This is a genomic window from Ferdinandcohnia sp. SAFN-114, from assembly GCF_059415045.1.
The window spans coordinates 1-16,631 of the sequence record NZ_JBPFDQ010000108.1 but is presented as its reverse complement, the minus strand read 5'-3'; the positions used below and the strand labels follow the sequence as shown (position 1 = coordinate 16,631).

The 16,631-nt window shown below is 37.2% G+C and carries 14 protein-coding genes; 1 reads left to right on the top strand and 13 read right to left on the bottom strand.

Annotated elements, in window-relative coordinates; all coding sequences use genetic code 11:
* Window positions 1-501 precede the first annotated feature (501 nt).
* The 6 genes from ACR65M_RS23695 to ACR65M_RS23670 form a co-directional block, all read right to left on the bottom strand.
* A complete protein-coding gene (locus tag ACR65M_RS23695; protein ID WP_440274571.1) occupies window positions 502-3,888 on the bottom strand; it encodes a carbohydrate binding domain-containing protein in 3,387 nt (1,128 codons plus the stop codon).
* Between the two features lie 329 nt (window positions 3,889-4,217).
* The gene (locus tag ACR65M_RS23690) at window positions 4,218-5,390 is read right to left on the bottom strand and encodes a mandelate racemase/muconate lactonizing enzyme family protein (protein ID WP_440274570.1); all 1,173 of its coding nucleotides are present in this window, start codon (window positions 5,388-5,390) and stop codon (window positions 4,218-4,220) included.
* Window positions 5,391-5,441: 51 nt separating this feature from the next.
* Window positions 5,442-6,896 carry an alpha-ketoglutaric semialdehyde dehydrogenase GucD gene (gene gucD / locus ACR65M_RS23685; RefSeq protein WP_440274569.1) on the bottom strand — a complete coding sequence of 485 codons (1,455 nt, stop codon included), beginning with the start codon at window positions 6,894-6,896 and terminating at the stop codon, window positions 5,442-5,444.
* 13 nt (window positions 6,897-6,909) lie between these two features.
* Window positions 6,910-7,830, bottom strand: coding sequence for a dihydrodipicolinate synthase family protein (locus tag ACR65M_RS23680; RefSeq protein ID WP_341331581.1), 921 nt, complete (start codon window positions 7,828-7,830; stop codon window positions 6,910-6,912).
* Window positions 7,831-7,852: 22 nt separating this feature from the next.
* Window positions 7,853-8,527 carry an FCD domain-containing protein gene (locus tag ACR65M_RS23675; RefSeq protein WP_121446104.1) on the bottom strand — a complete coding sequence of 225 codons (675 nt, stop codon included), beginning with the start codon at window positions 8,525-8,527 and terminating at the stop codon, window positions 7,853-7,855.
* A 105-nt stretch (window positions 8,528-8,632) separates the two neighbouring features.
* Window positions 8,633-9,736 (bottom strand): glycoside hydrolase family 88/105 protein, encoded by a 1,104-nt coding sequence (locus ACR65M_RS23670; RefSeq protein WP_440274568.1) that lies wholly within the window; start codon window positions 9,734-9,736, stop codon window positions 8,633-8,635.
* A gap of 283 nt (window positions 9,737-10,019) precedes the next feature.
* Between ACR65M_RS23670 and ACR65M_RS23665 the strand changes: the two genes are divergently transcribed.
* The gene (locus ACR65M_RS23665) at window positions 10,020-11,510 is read left to right on the top strand and encodes an extracellular solute-binding protein (protein WP_341331579.1); all 1,491 of its coding nucleotides are present in this window, start codon (window positions 10,020-10,022) and stop codon (window positions 11,508-11,510) included.
* Between the two features lie 43 nt (window positions 11,511-11,553).
* Here ACR65M_RS23665 and ACR65M_RS23660 read toward each other — a convergent pair whose 3' ends face one another.
* The 7 genes from ACR65M_RS23660 to ACR65M_RS23630 form a co-directional block, all read right to left on the bottom strand.
* The gene (locus ACR65M_RS23660; RefSeq protein ID WP_440274567.1) at window positions 11,554-12,351 is read right to left on the bottom strand and encodes an alpha/beta hydrolase; all 798 of its coding nucleotides are present in this window, start codon (window positions 12,349-12,351) and stop codon (window positions 11,554-11,556) included.
* A 2-nt stretch (window positions 12,352-12,353) separates the two neighbouring features.
* On the bottom strand, window positions 12,354-13,130 hold the full coding sequence (locus ACR65M_RS23655) for an alpha/beta hydrolase (protein ID WP_440274566.1): 777 nt from the start codon (window positions 13,128-13,130) through the stop codon (window positions 12,354-12,356).
* A 77-nt stretch (window positions 13,131-13,207) separates the two neighbouring features.
* On the bottom strand, window positions 13,208-13,861 hold the full coding sequence (locus ACR65M_RS23650; protein WP_440274565.1) for a 2OG-Fe(II) oxygenase: 654 nt from the start codon (window positions 13,859-13,861) through the stop codon (window positions 13,208-13,210).
* Window positions 13,862-14,150: 289 nt separating this feature from the next.
* The gene (locus ACR65M_RS23645; RefSeq protein WP_440274572.1) at window positions 14,151-15,419 is read right to left on the bottom strand and encodes an erythromycin esterase family protein; all 1,269 of its coding nucleotides are present in this window, start codon (window positions 15,417-15,419) and stop codon (window positions 14,151-14,153) included.
* 9 nt (window positions 15,420-15,428) lie between these two features.
* On the bottom strand, window positions 15,429-15,806 hold the full coding sequence (locus tag ACR65M_RS23640) for a hypothetical protein (protein WP_440274564.1): 378 nt from the start codon (window positions 15,804-15,806) through the stop codon (window positions 15,429-15,431).
* A 3-nt stretch (window positions 15,807-15,809) separates the two neighbouring features.
* Window positions 15,810-16,070, bottom strand: a complete 261-nt coding sequence (locus ACR65M_RS23635) for a DUF1292 domain-containing protein (protein WP_440274563.1) — start codon at window positions 16,068-16,070, stop codon at window positions 15,810-15,812.
* A gap of 205 nt (window positions 16,071-16,275) precedes the next feature.
* Window positions 16,276-16,593 (bottom strand): SET domain-containing protein, encoded by a 318-nt coding sequence (locus ACR65M_RS23630; protein ID WP_440274562.1) that lies wholly within the window; start codon window positions 16,591-16,593, stop codon window positions 16,276-16,278.
* Window positions 16,594-16,631: the final 38 nt, after the last annotated feature.

The following is a 16,631-nucleotide window of genomic DNA, read 5'->3' as shown; positions in this document are numbered from 1 at the left end:
ATCTTGCGAATGGTTCTATACTCTAAATCTATCTAAAAGCATACGCATTTCTTTTTTGCGTATGCTTTTATTGCTTTTTTTCATAAAAACGATGTGCAAATGGATAATTATTACATTTATGAGCTCCTTTAATATCCCTTCTCCCTTTTTTTGGATCTTGCGAATGGTTCTATACTCTAAATCTATCTAAAAGCATACGCATTTCTTTTTTGCGTATGCTTTTATTGCTTTACATCAAAAAAACGCATACGCAAGTGGATAATTATTACATTTGATAAATCTTTTAGTATCACTTCTCCTAATTTGGACCTTACGAAGTTGCTAGTAAAATGACATTCTATATAAAAGCAACCAATTTACTAAAGTCAAAAAAGCTTGAGGGTTTGAACGTCCCCTCAAGCTTTTTGGTGAATTATTTGTATCAAAAAATGTAATTTATTTTTCTTCAATTTGCATCAGCAAAAGTCCTTTTTGGTTAATACAGAACTAATAAAAGTTCCCTTAATTACCAGGTTTGTTTGGTTTCCCTGGTTTATCTGGCTTTCCTGGTTTGTCGGGTTTCCCTGGTTTGTCGGGTTTCCCTGGTTTGTCAGGTTTCCCTGGTTTATCTGGTTTCCCCGGTTTGTCCGGCTTTCCAGGTTTATCTGGCTTTCCTGGCTTACCTGTCCAAACGATGGTATATGTTAATGTTGATATTCCATCTGTTCCAGTAACTTTAATTTCCGCCTTTTCCTTGGAATGTACAATGTCTACAATAGCCCCTGACTGTGTAGGCACTGCCACGATATTTTCAGTTTGCTTACCGTCCAACGTATAGTTTGTTGCCCCAGGTTGAAAATCTTCAAGTGCTTCCCCATCTACTGTAATCGATTTTAAAGTTGCATCTGTTTCAGGTATAGCAATTTTATGAAGCTCACTACCTACAGCATAATAGATGCTTCCATCATTTCCTAGAGTCATGCTATTTATGAAATCTTCCGCAAGTACTTTATAATTTAATGTTTCAGGGTCAATCGCAATTAGTTTGCGAGATAAAGTTGTATAAAGCATGCCATCTGGACCCCACACGAGTTGGTAAGGGAACCATTTGCTACTATTATATAAACTTGGTCGAATCACTCTGCTATCAACAACTTCATAGGTTTCTGGATCCATTTTAAAAATAGTTCCTTCTACAGCACCCCATAAATAACCATCTGGCCCGAATGATAAATCACCAATCATGCGAGGGGTAACATCTATTCCAGGAATCTCCGGTGTGAATTCTGCCATCTTCTCGCCTTTTTCAACATCCCATACGAAAATTTTGGCTTCTGTCGCTTTAGGGTCAATTCCTAAGCCACCCCATACAGAAGTACCACCAAATAATTTTCCATCATGATAAGCTAAGCTAATTATACTTTGGTCCTGAACAACATTTCGTTGCTGGAACCATTCACCTGTATTTTCATCATAGATAGCAAGAGCCCCACCTAGTACACCATAATCAGGAATTGTTCCAACAAATAGCTTGTTATCCCCTGACGTAATCGCAAAAGGACGATCTTGTTCATCTTTTATATCATATTCAAGCTGTGGATTGCTATTTAAGTCTACAGGTTGATTTGGATCGTAACTGTACATAATCGCACCCACATATGTGCCAAAATACACTTTGTCATTCAAGAAGCCAATCCCCTCTGGTTGAGCAAAGGAAGAAATATTTACTTCGATTTCATTTGTGAACGGATTATACACACTCATACCACGCTGATATCCACCCATATATAGTTTGCCATCTGGACCCGTTTCAAGTGACTGAATCGCTACTGCTGTTGCCGCAAGATCTAAAATGACGAAATTCAGTTCATTTGTTTCCGGATTATATAACATATATTCTCCGTACTGTGTGACCATTGCTAATACCGTCTCACCAGTAGATAGTGTAATCCAAGCCATATCCTTTACTCGAGGAGTATCCGGAAGAATTGGAATGTCTTCAATTAACGTTTCGACGTTTGAACTAAGGTCATATTTGAATAATTGTGTTCCATTTTTGTAATAAATCGTGTTCGGTTGATTAGGATCTGGTTCGGAAATCATATTACTAAATGAGAATGAACCTTCAACTTCCATTGTCTCTGGATTGACGACAATCATGTTAATTGTTGAAACGGCCACAAGTAGCTTCCCATTTACAACCCAAACATCTTGGATGAATCCATTTTCACCTGAGTGTCCTTCTAGAATTAGCTCCTCTTTTTCACCTGTATGTCGATTAATCTTATACAAATGTTTTATTGTTCCAGTTCCAACGTAAATATAATCCCCATCTACTGCGAGCCCGCGTGCATAATCCTCGTCCGAAACACTACCAAAATCCTTAAATTCACCTGTGTTTATGTCATACTCGAAAACACCTGAACCTGGATATGTGGCACCATAAATTTTACCATCATCTGTCGCTTCTAAATCCCATACCCAAGCTGCGGAAGGATTGGCCCCGAGGTCTTGAACTTCTTTTAATTCTGGGACATAGCGGTATAGCTTTCCGTCAGAAGTGCTTGCGAAGTATACATTTTTATCAGAACCAATGGTAATTGCCCAAACTGCCTCGGTATTCTGAATGACTTTTGAAAACTTAAGCTCCCCTGTCTCAGCATCTAAAACGGAAAACGTACCTGGTGCACCATTAGAATGATAATATACTTCATTTTCACCTAGACTATTTTCCTGAATTGCTCCTGCTTGGCCTAATTGAACATGAACCATCTCACCTAAATTAATAGGATTTGTATATTCACGATCAAATTTACCATCATCCGTAACTTTTTCGAAGGTAACATCGTCAAAATAGACCTCTGTAAAGCTAATGCCGCCTGAATAGAATGCTAGTCTCGCATAGGCTGCATTATCAGGAACAACACTAAATACTTTTAGGTCAGTCCATTCATTTTTTGGTAGGTTCCCATTTAATTCTCTATGTTGTGTAATACTATTATTGTCCGCATCAAAATAACGAATTTCGGTTACCACGTTATGTGTCTGACTTACAACATTTGAATAAACTGTTAATAAATAAGATGCACCAGCCTCAACTGCAATTTTGTCACTTAAGACACTAACACTCGCTTTGTCAGTTGTGTCATGCAAGTGCACGCTTTGGGCTCCAGTACGAGCTCGCTCCGTACTTACTTCTATTCCAGGTCCCTCAAATTCGGAAGTCCAACCAGGAATACTTCCATCAACCACAGCTTCTTCAAAACTAGGATTCATCACTTCCGTATGGATATCGTCAACTGGAGGCTCTTCAATAGTAGTCCCTTCAATCGTAACATCATCAAAATAAGCCTCTGTGATAGAAGGATGACCCGAGTTGAATCGAAGTTCAACTTGTGTTGCTCCCTCTGGCACCTCAAAAGGAACTTGAATTTCAGTCCACTTATCTTTACCTAAAGTAGCAGCATTAAAGTTAATAAAAGTAGCAGATCCAACTTTTTGTCCTTCACCGTTAAAGAAATGAACCTCATACCCAATACTGTGTGATTGGCTAACAACATTCACATATGCTTTTGCGATATATGAAACACCTTTGGTAACAGAGATTTTTTCGCTTGTTACCTGCAGGTTCCCACCTGGATTATTGCTATTTTCATCTTTAAAGTGCAAGCTTCTGTTTCCTGTACGAGCTTTTTCTTCACTAAAACTAATGCTTGTCGATGGATTATTGGTAACAAGACTCCACCTAGGATTATCAACTTCTTCAAAACTACCATTTGGCACTTCGACTTGTATCGTCTCAGCAGAAACAGGTAGCATATTTGAAGTAGTAAATGGAGCGATTAGACCAAATAATAGAGTAAAGCAAAATGTGAGCATGATTGATTTTTTCAAATTTCTAACTCTCAATACAACAAACCTCCCCTTAATAAATTAGATATATGTAATACGTGATTTGACCTCCTTTCTTTAACAAAAAAGCGTTTACATATTTTTGATAGACTAGTAAACACTTCCTTATATTGATTCTACTTAACTATATTACTCATAAAAATAGGTCTTTCTTCCGATACTCTGTCATAAATTGGACTTTAAATCAGGAGTGAGATTAAAAATGAATCCTAATTACAGTTTTTACAAAATTGCATATTAAAAAGAGGCTGCATAAGTGCAACCTCTTCTTCTCTACTAATATGGAAATTAATGTATGGGACAAGGGACCTGTCCCTCTGACCCACTTATTTGGTTTGAGCGGTTCGATCTTGGAGTTGGTGAACGGATACTTCACCCCAGCTTAGATCTTTGACGCGGTAGGTTTCGATTAGGTTTTCGTCTAGTTCGATTCCTAGGCCTGGTACATTACGGTCAGGGACATGGAGATAGCCGTCTTGATATTGAATGCGATCTTTTACGACGTCTCCGATATAGAGTTCCGGTCCTGTTGGGTCGGAAGTATAATTTAGATTTACTAGATTTGCTCCCAAATGGGCCATTGAAGCAGTGCCAATCGAAAGTTCTTGTGTGGTTCCTAAGATGACGCTTTTACGAGCTACTTCGGCAACTGCTGCTGCTCTTTTTGCTGCTGTTAATCCACCAATAAAGATTGGGGAGATATTAAAAATATCTACCGAATCATGCTTGATCATTTCGTACTGATGTTTCGTGGACCAAACATGTTCACTGATTGGATAATCGGTTCTCATTCTAATATGATTCAAGCCCTCATAGTCATTGGCAAAAGCAGGGCTTTCTATCATCTCAAGTCCTAAATCATATTTAGTTAGTCGCTTAACTGCTTGTAATGTTGCTTTCCAATCAAGCAAGTGACTAAAATCAAGTGATTTAATTTTCACTTCGTTGCCAAACTCGCTTTTTACAGCTGCTAAAAAGGCTTCATCGGCGTCAATATTTTTTCCAACATATAAGCGGAATGTATCAAATCCTTGGTGTAATCGTTGACGGACGACCTCGACGTTCTCTTCCACTTCTTCCATAAATCTCATACGGAAAATTGGGTAACATACTTTAATTTTTTCTCTTATTCTTCCACCAAGCATATCAGCAACCGAAATACCTAGGTACTTCGCACATAAATCATAGAGGGCAACATCGACTCCATTACGGATAAAGTTCCCTTTTTCATAGTAATACATAGCTTCAGGGAAATTACCAGACAGCTCCAGGTTAAGCTTCATAATATCAAATGGATTTTCACCAACCAGAATGGACCTAAGGACATTTGTTAAATCCTCAACATCTGGTGCGTAGCGTGGGAGATGGGAAAAATCGGACATCTCTCCAATTCCTACGATCCCTTCATCAGAAAAAATTTTAACAATAATATGCTTATTTACAAAACCGGTATGACGTGGAATACCAACAACTGTTAACGTAATATCTGTTATTTTCATTTACCATCATCCCTACTTTACTATTATTTTAGACCTTGATATGTACGATTCTTAAACTGGTGTAATGGTTATTGTTTTAATAGAAGTAAAAAATTCTTTTGCCGCCTCACCTTGTTCTCTTGAATGGGAACTAGATTGCTTCATACCACCAAATGGAGCTTGTAATTCAACACCCGCACTCTCACCATTTACTTTGATCAAGCCTGCATCTATCTCATTAATATACGTGAAGGCGTTACCAATATCTTTTGTAAATAATGATGCTGATAAGCCGAACTTACTATCATTTGCTTTTTCAAGCGCTTCTTTCAAACTATCAACTTTAAATAAACATAGAACTGGGCCGAATATTTCCTCTTGTGCAATTGCGCTTTTGTGGTCGACTTTCTCAAACACAGTAGGTTCAACATAAAATCCGTTACTATATTCATTACCCTCTGGTACTTTACCACCCGTAAGTAGTGTACCCCCTGATTTTTTACCTTCTTCTAAGTAATGAAGTACGGTTTTGAGTTGAGACTTTGATGCTAATGGCCCCATATACGTGGATTCATTTAAGCCCGACCCTATTTTTATGTCAGCTACTTTTTCAAGTACTTTCGCTTTAAACTCCTCATATACTGCTTCGTGAACAAAAGCTCGGCTAGTCGCTGTACATTTTTGTCCAGTATGTTTCATGGCACCGCTAACTGTCAATTCAGCAGCTGACTCCAGGTCTGCATCGTCAAGAATAATTGCTGGGTTCTTCCCGCCCATCTCCAGTTGGTACTTTGCCCCACGTTCAACACAGCTCATGGCAACAACTTTGCCAACTTCATTAGAACCAGTAAAACTAATCGCATTCACCTGAGGGTGATTGATTAAATGATCACCAACAACCGAACCTCTTCCCGTTACAATGTTAATGACACCTTTCGGAAACTCTGCTTCTGCAAAAGCCTCGATTATCTTAATCGCTGTAATCGATGTTTCAGAAGCAGGTTTTAAAACCACCGTATTTCCATACACCAATGCTGGGGCGATTTTCCAAATCGGAATGGCAATTGGAAAATTCCAAGGTGAAATGACTCCAACTACACCTACTGGTACACGTGTTGTAATTAATAGGTTTTTACTTCCGCCCGATGGGATATTATCTCCCATTTTTCGATAACCTTCCTGCGCATAGTATCGTAAAATCTGAACGGCTCTAGTTACTTCACCCTTTGTTTCTGCTAAGGTTTTTCCCATTTCAAGTGTTGCCGTTCTTGCAATATCATCTAACTTCTTTTCTAAAATATCAGCTGTTTTATGTAAAAAATGGCCTCTCTCTAACGCAGAAAGATCCTTCCAATATGATAAAGCTCCTTTTGCAGCAACAACAGCGCTATCGACATCTTCTGTGGTTGAACTAGGAAACTTCCCTACAGTCTCAGAAAAATTGGCAGGATTCTGGCTCTCTAATAACTCACCACTACTTGATGTACGCCACAGTCCATTAATGAAATTCTCATAGATTTGACTCATAATTTTCCCCTTTCTATTTGATGAGATTGGGTACAAATCCCCATGATTCAAGTAAATCAGTTAACTCCTTACGATCGGCTTCATTAAGAGCAGAAACGGGTTGTCTTGTGATCCCAGCGTTAAGTCCGATTTGCTCCATTGCTTCTTTAATAACAACCACATTATTTCCACTATTATATTTCGCACGTAAATTTTCAAAAGGTACGACCTCTTTCCATACCTTCCAAACAATTTCGTCATTTTTTGATTGAAGCGCATTCAACATTTCAAAAGATTTTTCGGGAAAAAGATTAACAAGTCCTGAAGTAAAACCAACTGCCCCGGCATTGAAGAAAAATGGTGCCCATTTCTCGGCCGTTCCACAAATCCAGGCAATATGGTGTTCGGGTGATACAGTTTGAACAGTGTTAGTAAATCTAGGGAGGTCGTTTACAGCATATTTAACTGCGACAAGTTTTTCTAATGGGGCTAATTTGACAAGAACATCATCACTTAAATTAGGATCTTTAAAATAAATACAAGATGGTAAATCTACACCTTCAATAATTGATTTGAAGTATTCATATGCACCTTCATTTGTAATATATGGATGGATCGGCATATGAATCATGACGCTGTCAGCACCAACTGTTTTCGCGTAATTTCCCATCTCGATGGCTGTATCGACCGAGTAACCAATACCAGCCAATACAATGGCCCTTCCATCTACATACTCTACTACTCTTTTAATCTCTTCTTTTGCTTCCTCAATGGTAAGGGAGTAAAATTCGCTTGTATTGCCACAAGGAACAATGACCTTCACACCTCTTTGAATGAGAAATTCAACATTCTCTTTTACTCCGTCCCAATCAATTTCTCTTGATTCTTTTTTAAATGGGGTAATGGTAATGCCAGAAATGGTTTCAAATTTTTCTTTCCAGTCAGCGTAATTCATCTTATCCTCCTTTAATACCTGATTATTTTTCTGTCGATCCTTTTAATACATCATGCAAGGTTCGTAAAATATGTTCTTTCATAAGATGTTCAGCTAGGTCTGGATTCTTAGAGATAATCGCATTACCAATTTTGCGATGCTCAGTATAGCCAGATACTAATTCCCCTTTTTCCTTTAGTGCTCTTTTACGAAAAGCTTTATCAAAGCTTGCGATATTATCAAGAATTTGCGTAACCATTGGATTATCAGCAATAGCTCGAATCATACCGTGGAATTTGGTGTTTTCCTCTACCAATCGCTCTACCTCATTTTGGTGCAAGAGGGACTCCATTTGCTCCAATTGTTGCTGTAATTCCGCTTTTTGGCTATCATTGATTTTCATCGCTGCAAGCTTTGCACAAACTGCTTCCACGCCTGCTCGTAAGATTTGCACTTCTTGTATATTTACATCCGCTAAACTTGATACATATGTACCTTTTCTAGGAATGGTTTCAACAAGCCCTTCTTGGCTGAGCATACGGAACGCTTCTTTGATCGGAGTGGTACTCACTCCCATCTTTTCTGAGAGCTCCCTTTCTTTTAGATGATCCCCAGGTTTGAATTGACCTGAGATAATCGCTTCACGAATGGATTCAAGAACAACATCTCGTAAGGATTTCACCTGTTCTGTTTTCAAAGAGAATAATTCACCGTTCATTATTTCCACCTCCAATTTGGATATTTTTTAGTTGTGATATCTGATATATCATATATTAGCACTTGTTTTATTTTTTGTAAATAACGAGTAGTAAAAAATTTCAGATTATTTTAAGTGATTGATCTCATTATAAGCCATTAATAAGGGTGCAACACCATGTCCGTTGTTATCTACTACCTTCTCGCCACGAACATAATAGTCATAGCTACCATCACGAATTCTGCCTAATTCGGGGTGTTTCCCTAAACCGGCACTTCTACAAATACCTCCTAAATACACTTCCCCATCCTCTTCGCGCATATAGGTTTCTACTGTCCCATTAAATGCAGCTACTCCGTATTTTTCGTAGTCTTTTGATAAGTATCCTAGGCGTACAGCTTTTAAAAGAGCATAGGCCATCATTGTTGTTCCACTTGTCTCTAAGTAATTTCCTTCCTCACCTGGATGTTCCACTACTTGATACCACATCCCATTTGGCTGTTGATAAGGTAACATTCCATCAATTGTTTCTTTTAAAAGGATTCTTAACTCGTCAGAATCAACATTTTCACCTTCTATAAGTTCTAGTACATCCACTAATGCCATTACATACCAACCAACCGCCCTGCTCCAAACATGTGGTGAGTGGCCCGTTTCTTTATTACACCAAAACATACTACGACTCTCATCATAGGCATGAACGTATAGATTCGTTTGATCATCAAATAAATACTTGCGGACGTTTTTGAATTGTTTGATTGTATCAGAGAAATCTTTCTCTTCATGAAACTCCTTGATATATCTCACATAAAATGGCTGCCCCATATAAAGCCCATCTAGCCAAATTTGATTTTCATAATTCGTTTTATGCCAAAAGTTCCCGCTTTTTGTACGAGGATACGTTTGTAACTGTGTATACAATGTATCTAAAACCCTTTTATACTTTAAATCTCCTTCTCTATTAAAGAGGGTAAATAAAACGTTTGCCATACGAATTTGATCAATATTGTAGTATTGGGTATCAATCTGTTCAATTTCTCCCCCATCATTATAAAGTCTGTCAATAAAATCCTTTGCAAATTGATACTCACGCTCATTACCTGTTAGCTCATAGCTATCTAGATAAGCTTTTAAAATGCATGATTCAATGTAATGCCAACGATGCGTAAACCATTTGCCTTCCTGCTTCATATAATCCTGTTTTAGCTTTTCAACTAATGAATATGTCATTCCGATTTCCCTCCAATTTTATGTAATCTTCTTCTAGAAGATATATCATATTTCTTATTATTTAAATCGAATATGTAATCGTTGTCAACACGGTGAAACTAGGATTTTAAGTACGTAAAATGTTGTCCAATCCTTGACACCAAAGGATTGTGGCTAAGAGCATTCCACCGATAATTTTAAAAAGTTAAAAAATTCTCAAAAAGCTATTTACTAATCGTCCATCATCCATTATGATAAAAAACATGATATATCAAATATCACTCAAACGTAGGAGGTTGATGTAATGAAAAAGCCCGGAAAAGTTTTTTCTCTTCTTTGTGCCGCTACATTAGGAATTGGTTCACTAACTGCTTGTGCTGGTGAAAGCGCTTCAAAAGATTCTAACGAAGAATTTACACTATCAGCTATGGTTAAACTCCACTCACCTGAAGTCCCTAACAAAAAGATTATTAACATCCTCGAAGAAAAAACAGACATGAAACTTGATTTTCAATTTGTGCCTTATAATAATTATAAGGAAAAAGTAAATGCCTTATTTGGATCTGGTTCATTCCCTGACTCCGTTGTTTTAGACTTAGACATGCTTACTCAATATCATGAAGCGATTCAAGATGGTCAATTTTGGGAAATTGGGCCATACTTAGATGAATTTGAAAACTTGAGTAAAATGAAAAAAGATATTCTTGAAAATACAAAAGTTGATGGAAAGCTTTATATGGTTTATGAAGGAAAACCTCTCTCTCGACAAGGCATGATATATAGGAAGGATTGGGCTGAAAAGCTTGGATTATCGGCTCCAAAAAATATCGATGAATTCTATGAAATGCTGCGTGCCTTTACGGAAGAAGACCCTGATGGGAACGGAAAAGACGATACAATTGGGTTAACAGATCGAAATGAATTAATTTTTGGAGCATTCAAAACGGTTGCTTCTTGGTTCCATACTCCTACCAACTTTGGTGTAGATAACGGAGAAATCAAACCAGAATTTATGTTCCCTGAATATATGAAAACACTTGATTTCTTTAGAGACTTACATGAAAAAGGTTACATAAACAAGGATTTCCCAGTTACAAGTAAGGCGGATCAACAAGGCTTACTTAAAAGCGGTAAAGCAGGCGTATATGTTGGATCAATGGGTGATGTTGAATCGCTTTATTTAGATGCGGTGGCAATTAACCCTAATGCTGAGTTCGATGTACACAATCAGGTTGCTGGTCCAGATGGAAAATTTACAGTTTGGTCCCTACCTGGATATGGAAATGGTATATTATTCCCGAAATCCTCTGTTAAAACAGAAGAAGAGTTAAAAAAGATACTAAGTTTCTATGATTTCCTTATGACTCCCGAAGGATCTAATTTAGTTTATTGGGGTATTGAAGGCGAACATTACACTGTTGAAAATGGCGAAGTAGTCATTAAAGACCAGCAGATATATGATAAAGAAGTTCGTCCATTACAAACACTAAAAATAGCTGAAGAGGAAACAAATGGTCGTTTAAAAGCAAAATATGATTACGAGCCAATGGGAAAAGCTGAAGAACTATTCATTGACAATGAACAATATTTAATTCCTGACCCAACAGTCGGACTGCACTCCCCTACATTCAATGAAAAAAGCTTAGCGTTGCAAAAAATCATTGATGACGCTACCTATCAATATATCATTGGGCAGCTTGATAAAGCTGGTTTTGAAGCTGCAGTCAATGAATGGGTGAAGCAAGGCGGAGACAAAATCATGGAAGAATTTACGGCTGCATATAAAAAGAAATAATAACTCACAAGGCCTGCATAACAAATGCAGGCCTTCTTTTTAGTTATATTCCAATAAATCTCGTGTCGTCTTGTTTAAGAGAAAGTGTTTCTAGAAAGCGTTGAATTTCCATATCCCAGAATTCCCAGGTATGACCATAACCGTCAGCTACATGGTAGGAGTAGTCATAAGAATGGCTCAGTTCATGAAAAAAGTCGCGTACCTTATCGTTTAAATCTAACCAAGGATCTTCACTACCACATGCATGATAGATTTTAGGAAGAACCTGATTTGATTTCGCCGCTTCAATCGCAAGATATTCAAGATCATGGTCTGTATTTTTTATATCAGCGTCACCAAAAACCTCGATTCGTCCTTTTGCTTTCTTAGAACCATCATTACTAAATGGAACATCAGCCTTATTTCCAGCTGAGAAAGCGCCGATAGCAGCATAAAGGTCTGGTCGTGCTAAACCAATCCGTAAACAGCCATACCCACCATTCGAAAAGCCTGATATGTAGTGATCTTCGCGTTCCTTAGACAAGCGAGGAAACAAATGACGGATAAGACCTGGAAGTTCTTCTGTCATATAGGTAAAAAATTGCCCACCATGTTCCATGTCTGTAAAGCATGAATTCATTCCTCCTGGCATAATGACAGCAATTCCAAATTTCATTGCATATTTTTCAATATTACTCATCCGAAGCCAAGCAAATGCATCACCAGACCCACCGTGTAAGAGCCATAGTACTTTAAGTTTTTCTTCTTTCTGAAACGGTTGCCTTTCCTGTGGAAGAATGACATTTAATGTAACTTCCATCCCAAGCACTTCAGAATATACACAGGTTTCAATTAGTGCCACAATCATTTCCCCCCTCTTCGTAAGACTGGGTTCTTTGCGGTTAACCATGAAATAAATTTTTCTACCGCATGATCCCATTGTTTCCAATCAGTATGTTCACCAACTGTTTTTTCAAATGTTGTCTTCACTCCGAGATTTTTTAGATATGTATTGAAGGATTCGTTTTCTTCCAATAAATGATGTTCTTCATTACACGATAAATAAATATCCGATAGTGGTTTATTTAAATTTTGTAAAGACTCTGCTGCTTTGTATAAATTTTCAATACTGTTACTTAGTTCGTCAACTTGGCCAAATATATCTATTGCCTTATGCTTTTCTAAGCGGTTCGCAATCCCTACTACGTTTATTGGACTTGAAAAAGCAGCTGCGACACTAAAAGTATCTAAAGCAGATAATCCTGCTTTTAATGCTCCATAGCCCCCAATCCCATTTCCGGCAATAAAACGTTCGTCTCTAGTTTGAGAAAGCGGAAACATATTTTCGCAAAGCACTGGCAATTCCTCGGTGATAAAGGTAAAATACGGTTTTCCATGGTACATATCTGTGTAGTAGCTTGTATGGCCCGCTGGCATGACAACAGCAAGTGAAAGATCATCTACATATCTTTCAAGGCTTGTTTTTCGTAGCCATGAGGTGTGACCATCCCCCATCTCATGTAATAGATAGAGAGTTGGAAAGGATTGACTATTTTCAGTAACTGTCTGGGGCAATAATACGGTCATTTCGACAGGCATGCCTAGTATTTCTGAATGATATTTTACATTTAATAAAGCCATTTCATCTCTCCCCTTAGAAAGAAAGAGCGATCTCCTACTTGAAGTATCGCCCGTGCTTTTTGTTTACTATTGTATCACTATTTAATTCTTTTTCTTCTCATCCATTGTGTTGCAGCCCATTTGTCACCGACAATAACCGGCGCCCCACCATGTAAGGTTTGCTCATTTAAGTCCTGGTCATTATAAAAGTATTCAAAGTACACAGCCATCCCCTTTTGAGGAGATACTGAAAAATTAAGTTTAGGAAAATACGTTTCCCCACCATGCTCCACATCGCTTAAATACATCACCATAGTACTGATTCTGGGGTTGTTGATCACCTTGTTAGTGGATGTAAAAAAGTCAAAATGAGCTTTATATTCTTGCCCAATTTGATAATTAAGAATTTGAAGACCTTCTCCGTGTTCAGTTGGTATATTCATAATCTGAGAGATTCTTTTTTCAATTCTACTAACTATTATATTTTCACTTTCTTCTAAGAACGTACTACTACTCGTTCTCATATTATCTACGCGTGCATTACTAATTTTTGAACGATGTATTTTATCCTTTGACAAGCTAATTAACTCATCACATTCTTCATCACTTAATACATTACCTAAAATCACGATTAAGGGCTCTTCCAACCTAGCAATTATCTTAATCACTCGGTCTTCTGTTATGATTTTATTGCCAATATGATTAAAAATGGTTGGCTCTTTTGTTGGTAAGTCTGTAGCATCCATTGTCATCTTTCATCAACCTCTACTGAAATTTAGATTTTTTAAAATAAATAGATTGATAGTAAACAGAAATAATGATTGTTCTTGGTTCCCTCCTGTTTTAAGAATGGATGTGAATGTTGAATAGTTTGACTAACTAATTTTTGCTTTTTTATTTTACACTTTGAAAATGTATTTTTCTACTATTTTTTTGTAAAAAATAACAAATAAGTTTTCTAGTCATATTTTAAAGGGAAGTTTAAAATAAATAGCCGATACCCCCCTGGTTAAGGGGTCATCGGCTAATCGTAGTATTGGTTTAAATTAAAATACCTGTTACTTCTAATGGTGTTAATGCTTTTGTGTTATTTATAAAGACAAACGCATCATACCGCTCAGATATTACTGATGGGACGTAGTTACCATAATGCTCATACTGCGGATTATAGACAACGCCAATTGCACGGTGCCCAAGTTCTTTTTTAAATATATTTTTATTTTTCTCAGTAAAAATAAGAAGCTTATCGAATTCTCCCGCCTTATACAAGAGATCTTCCCAGCTGCCAACAACTGCGGGAGGGGTATTCATTCTTTCAAAATCCACACCCCATTCGCTAGCTGCGATAACCGTTCCATGATGTGTACCGAAACCGACGATAAACACATTTTCAGAACCTATTTCTTCCCTTATTAATTGTCCTACATTGACCAAGCCTTCATTGGCCATATCAGTTGCTCTTGCATCACCGACATGTGTATTATGCTCCCAAATGATCCCTTTAGAAAGATGATTATAAAAGGAATCAATTCTTTGTATAACTTCAACCATGTGGCGATCTCTAATATTCCACGATTCATTATCGTTCGTAATCATCGTTGTATAATAATTTTCAGCATTAGCCGTAATAAGTGCGTTTACTTCTACATTTAAACTGCTTTCCCGTGAATCTTGGTAAACATGTTTGTTCGCTATTATTTCCATCAAAAGCCTTGTGACCTCTTCATGACATCCTTCTTGATAAAATGCAGAAGACAAAGCATACTTTTCCGCTTCCCGATGAAAGGGTTCAAAACAGGCGAAGGCTTTTCTCGCGACCTCAAGATTTAGAGAGTTTCTTTTTTCTAAATACTTTAGTATCTCATCCATTGATTCCCATAAACTATAAATATCAATTCCATAAAAACCAACCTTTTTTTCATTCGGTTTTTCTTGGTTAAATTCTTTTAACCATTCAATCAGATCAATTAATTCTTCATTTGCCCACATCCAGGTTGGCCAACGTTTAAACGAAGCTAGAACATCTAGGGCATTTTTATATTCATTTGAGTATCCTTTAATATAGCTATTCACCTGTTGGCAAGCTGGCCAATCGCCTTCCACTGCTATAAAAGTAAAATCTTTTTCAAGGATTAATCTTTTAGTGATTTCCGCACGTATTTGATAAAATTCAGACGTACCATGTGAGGACTCACCTAACAATATATATTTTTGATTTGTGATTGCAGAAATTAGTGGGTCAAGGTCATCTTTAAAATTAGTTAACGGAATTGAGTGTTGTTGGATCGATTGAATTATTTTATCTACCATCATAACCCCTCAGTTTTTGTATTCTGCTTGATACGAATTCTCACCTGAATGAACAGAGAGAAGTGTATCAGCATAACCAACTAAACGATTTACCAGTTCATCCGAAATGACATAAACAAGCTGATGAAGTGATTCCTTATGCAGGGCAGGGTCGTCAAATATTATTGTGGTATTTATGAATATTTCCTTTGTATCATATAGGTTATAGTGGATAATAACCTTACCAGCTGCACCGCCAGTCGTCGGGTCCTTATAGCTTGGTAAAAAAACATACCATTCCTCTGCCGAAGGAGATCGAAAGTTTTTTGTGAATGTTAAACCTTTAATTTCTTCCTCAATTTGTCTATTCATTTGTGGATCAATCACATTAATAATCTTTTCTTCCATCGCTTACTCCGCTGGATTTGCATCGACAGCTATCTCGTAGGCATCTAGCACCATGTCACGTTCAGATGGATTTTTGATTCCTGTCAAATACTGACCATCTTCCGTATTCTCAACCTGCATCACGAATGTATTGTTTTGATCCTGTAAAGAGTGTAACAATGCATATGTTTTCTCCTTCATATCAAATAATGCCTCAATCGAAAATTCTTTTTCATCTCCATTCTCATCTTTCACAACTATCTTATCTCGATAGACTTCGCTCATGTTGTACACCTCCTGTAATTTGTATTCATATTTTTTCCTAAAACATCAAAATTACTAAAGGACTTTTGAAATGCAAAAAGCAGTGTATTTTCTAAATTGAAATACACTGCTTCTAAAGTGATATTGATTTAACTTTTGTTTTGTCCTCTACAACCACTAAATTGGAAATTAATGTCTGGGACGAGGGACCTGTCCCTGTGTCCCATTATTCTTCATTGAACCAAAGTTTTGTGTTGTCGTCGACTTCGCCGTTGTAGTTGATTAGGATTTCTTCGCCTGCTTTTATGTCTTTGTACGCATAGAAATCAAATGTGTGATTATCGAAGTTTATATCATAAATGGCATTAGGTTCATAGGAATGGTTAAATAGCATGCCATATCCGAGAAGGATTGCCGTATGATTAATTCCATATTCAAAAGCGTAATCAGCAAGTAATGTTTTTTCAATGTGCTCGTGTTGTTCATTTGGATAAGAAATTACAGGTGTGAACTGACCTAGCCAAATGAGACATATATAAAACACCTATCCATATTAAATTTAACACTTTTTCATTAATTTGA

Bases quoted from the DNA above. Each gene is read 5' to 3' on its own strand.
- ACR65M_RS23690 (WP_440274570.1), bottom strand. From the start codon at position 5,390: ATGAAAATAACAGATATTACGTTAACAGTTGTTGGTATTCCACGTCAT.
- gucD (WP_440274569.1), bottom strand. From the start codon at position 6,896: ATGAGTCAAATCTATGAGAATTTCATTAATGGACTGTGGCGTACATCA.
- ACR65M_RS23680 (WP_341331581.1), bottom strand. From the start codon at position 7,830: ATGAATTACGCTGACTGGAAAGAAAAATTTGAAACCATTTCTGGCATT.
- ACR65M_RS23675 (WP_121446104.1), bottom strand. From the start codon at position 8,527: ATGAACGGTGAATTATTCTCTTTGAAAACAGAACAGGTGAAATCCTTA.
- ACR65M_RS23670 (WP_440274568.1), bottom strand. From the start codon at position 9,736: ATGACATATTCATTAGTTGAAAAGCTAAAACAGGATTATATGAAGCAG.
- ACR65M_RS23665 (WP_341331579.1), top strand. From the start codon at position 10,020: ATGAAAAAGCCCGGAAAAGTTTTTTCTCTTCTTTGTGCCGCTACATTA.
- ACR65M_RS23655 (WP_440274566.1), bottom strand. From the start codon at position 13,130: ATGGCTTTATTAAATGTAAAATATCATTCAGAAATACTAGGCATGCCT.
- ACR65M_RS23650 (WP_440274565.1), bottom strand. From the start codon at position 13,861: ATGACAATGGATGCTACAGACTTACCAACAAAAGAGCCAACCATTTTT.
- ACR65M_RS23645 (WP_440274572.1), bottom strand. From the start codon at position 15,419: ATGGTAGATAAAATAATTCAATCGATCCAACAACACTCAATTCCGTTA.
- ACR65M_RS23640 (WP_440274564.1), bottom strand. From the start codon at position 15,806: ATGGAAGAAAAGATTATTAATGTGATTGATCCACAAATGAATAGACAA.
- ACR65M_RS23635 (WP_440274563.1), bottom strand. From the start codon at position 16,070: ATGAGCGAAGTCTATCGAGATAAGATAGTTGTGAAAGATGAGAATGGA.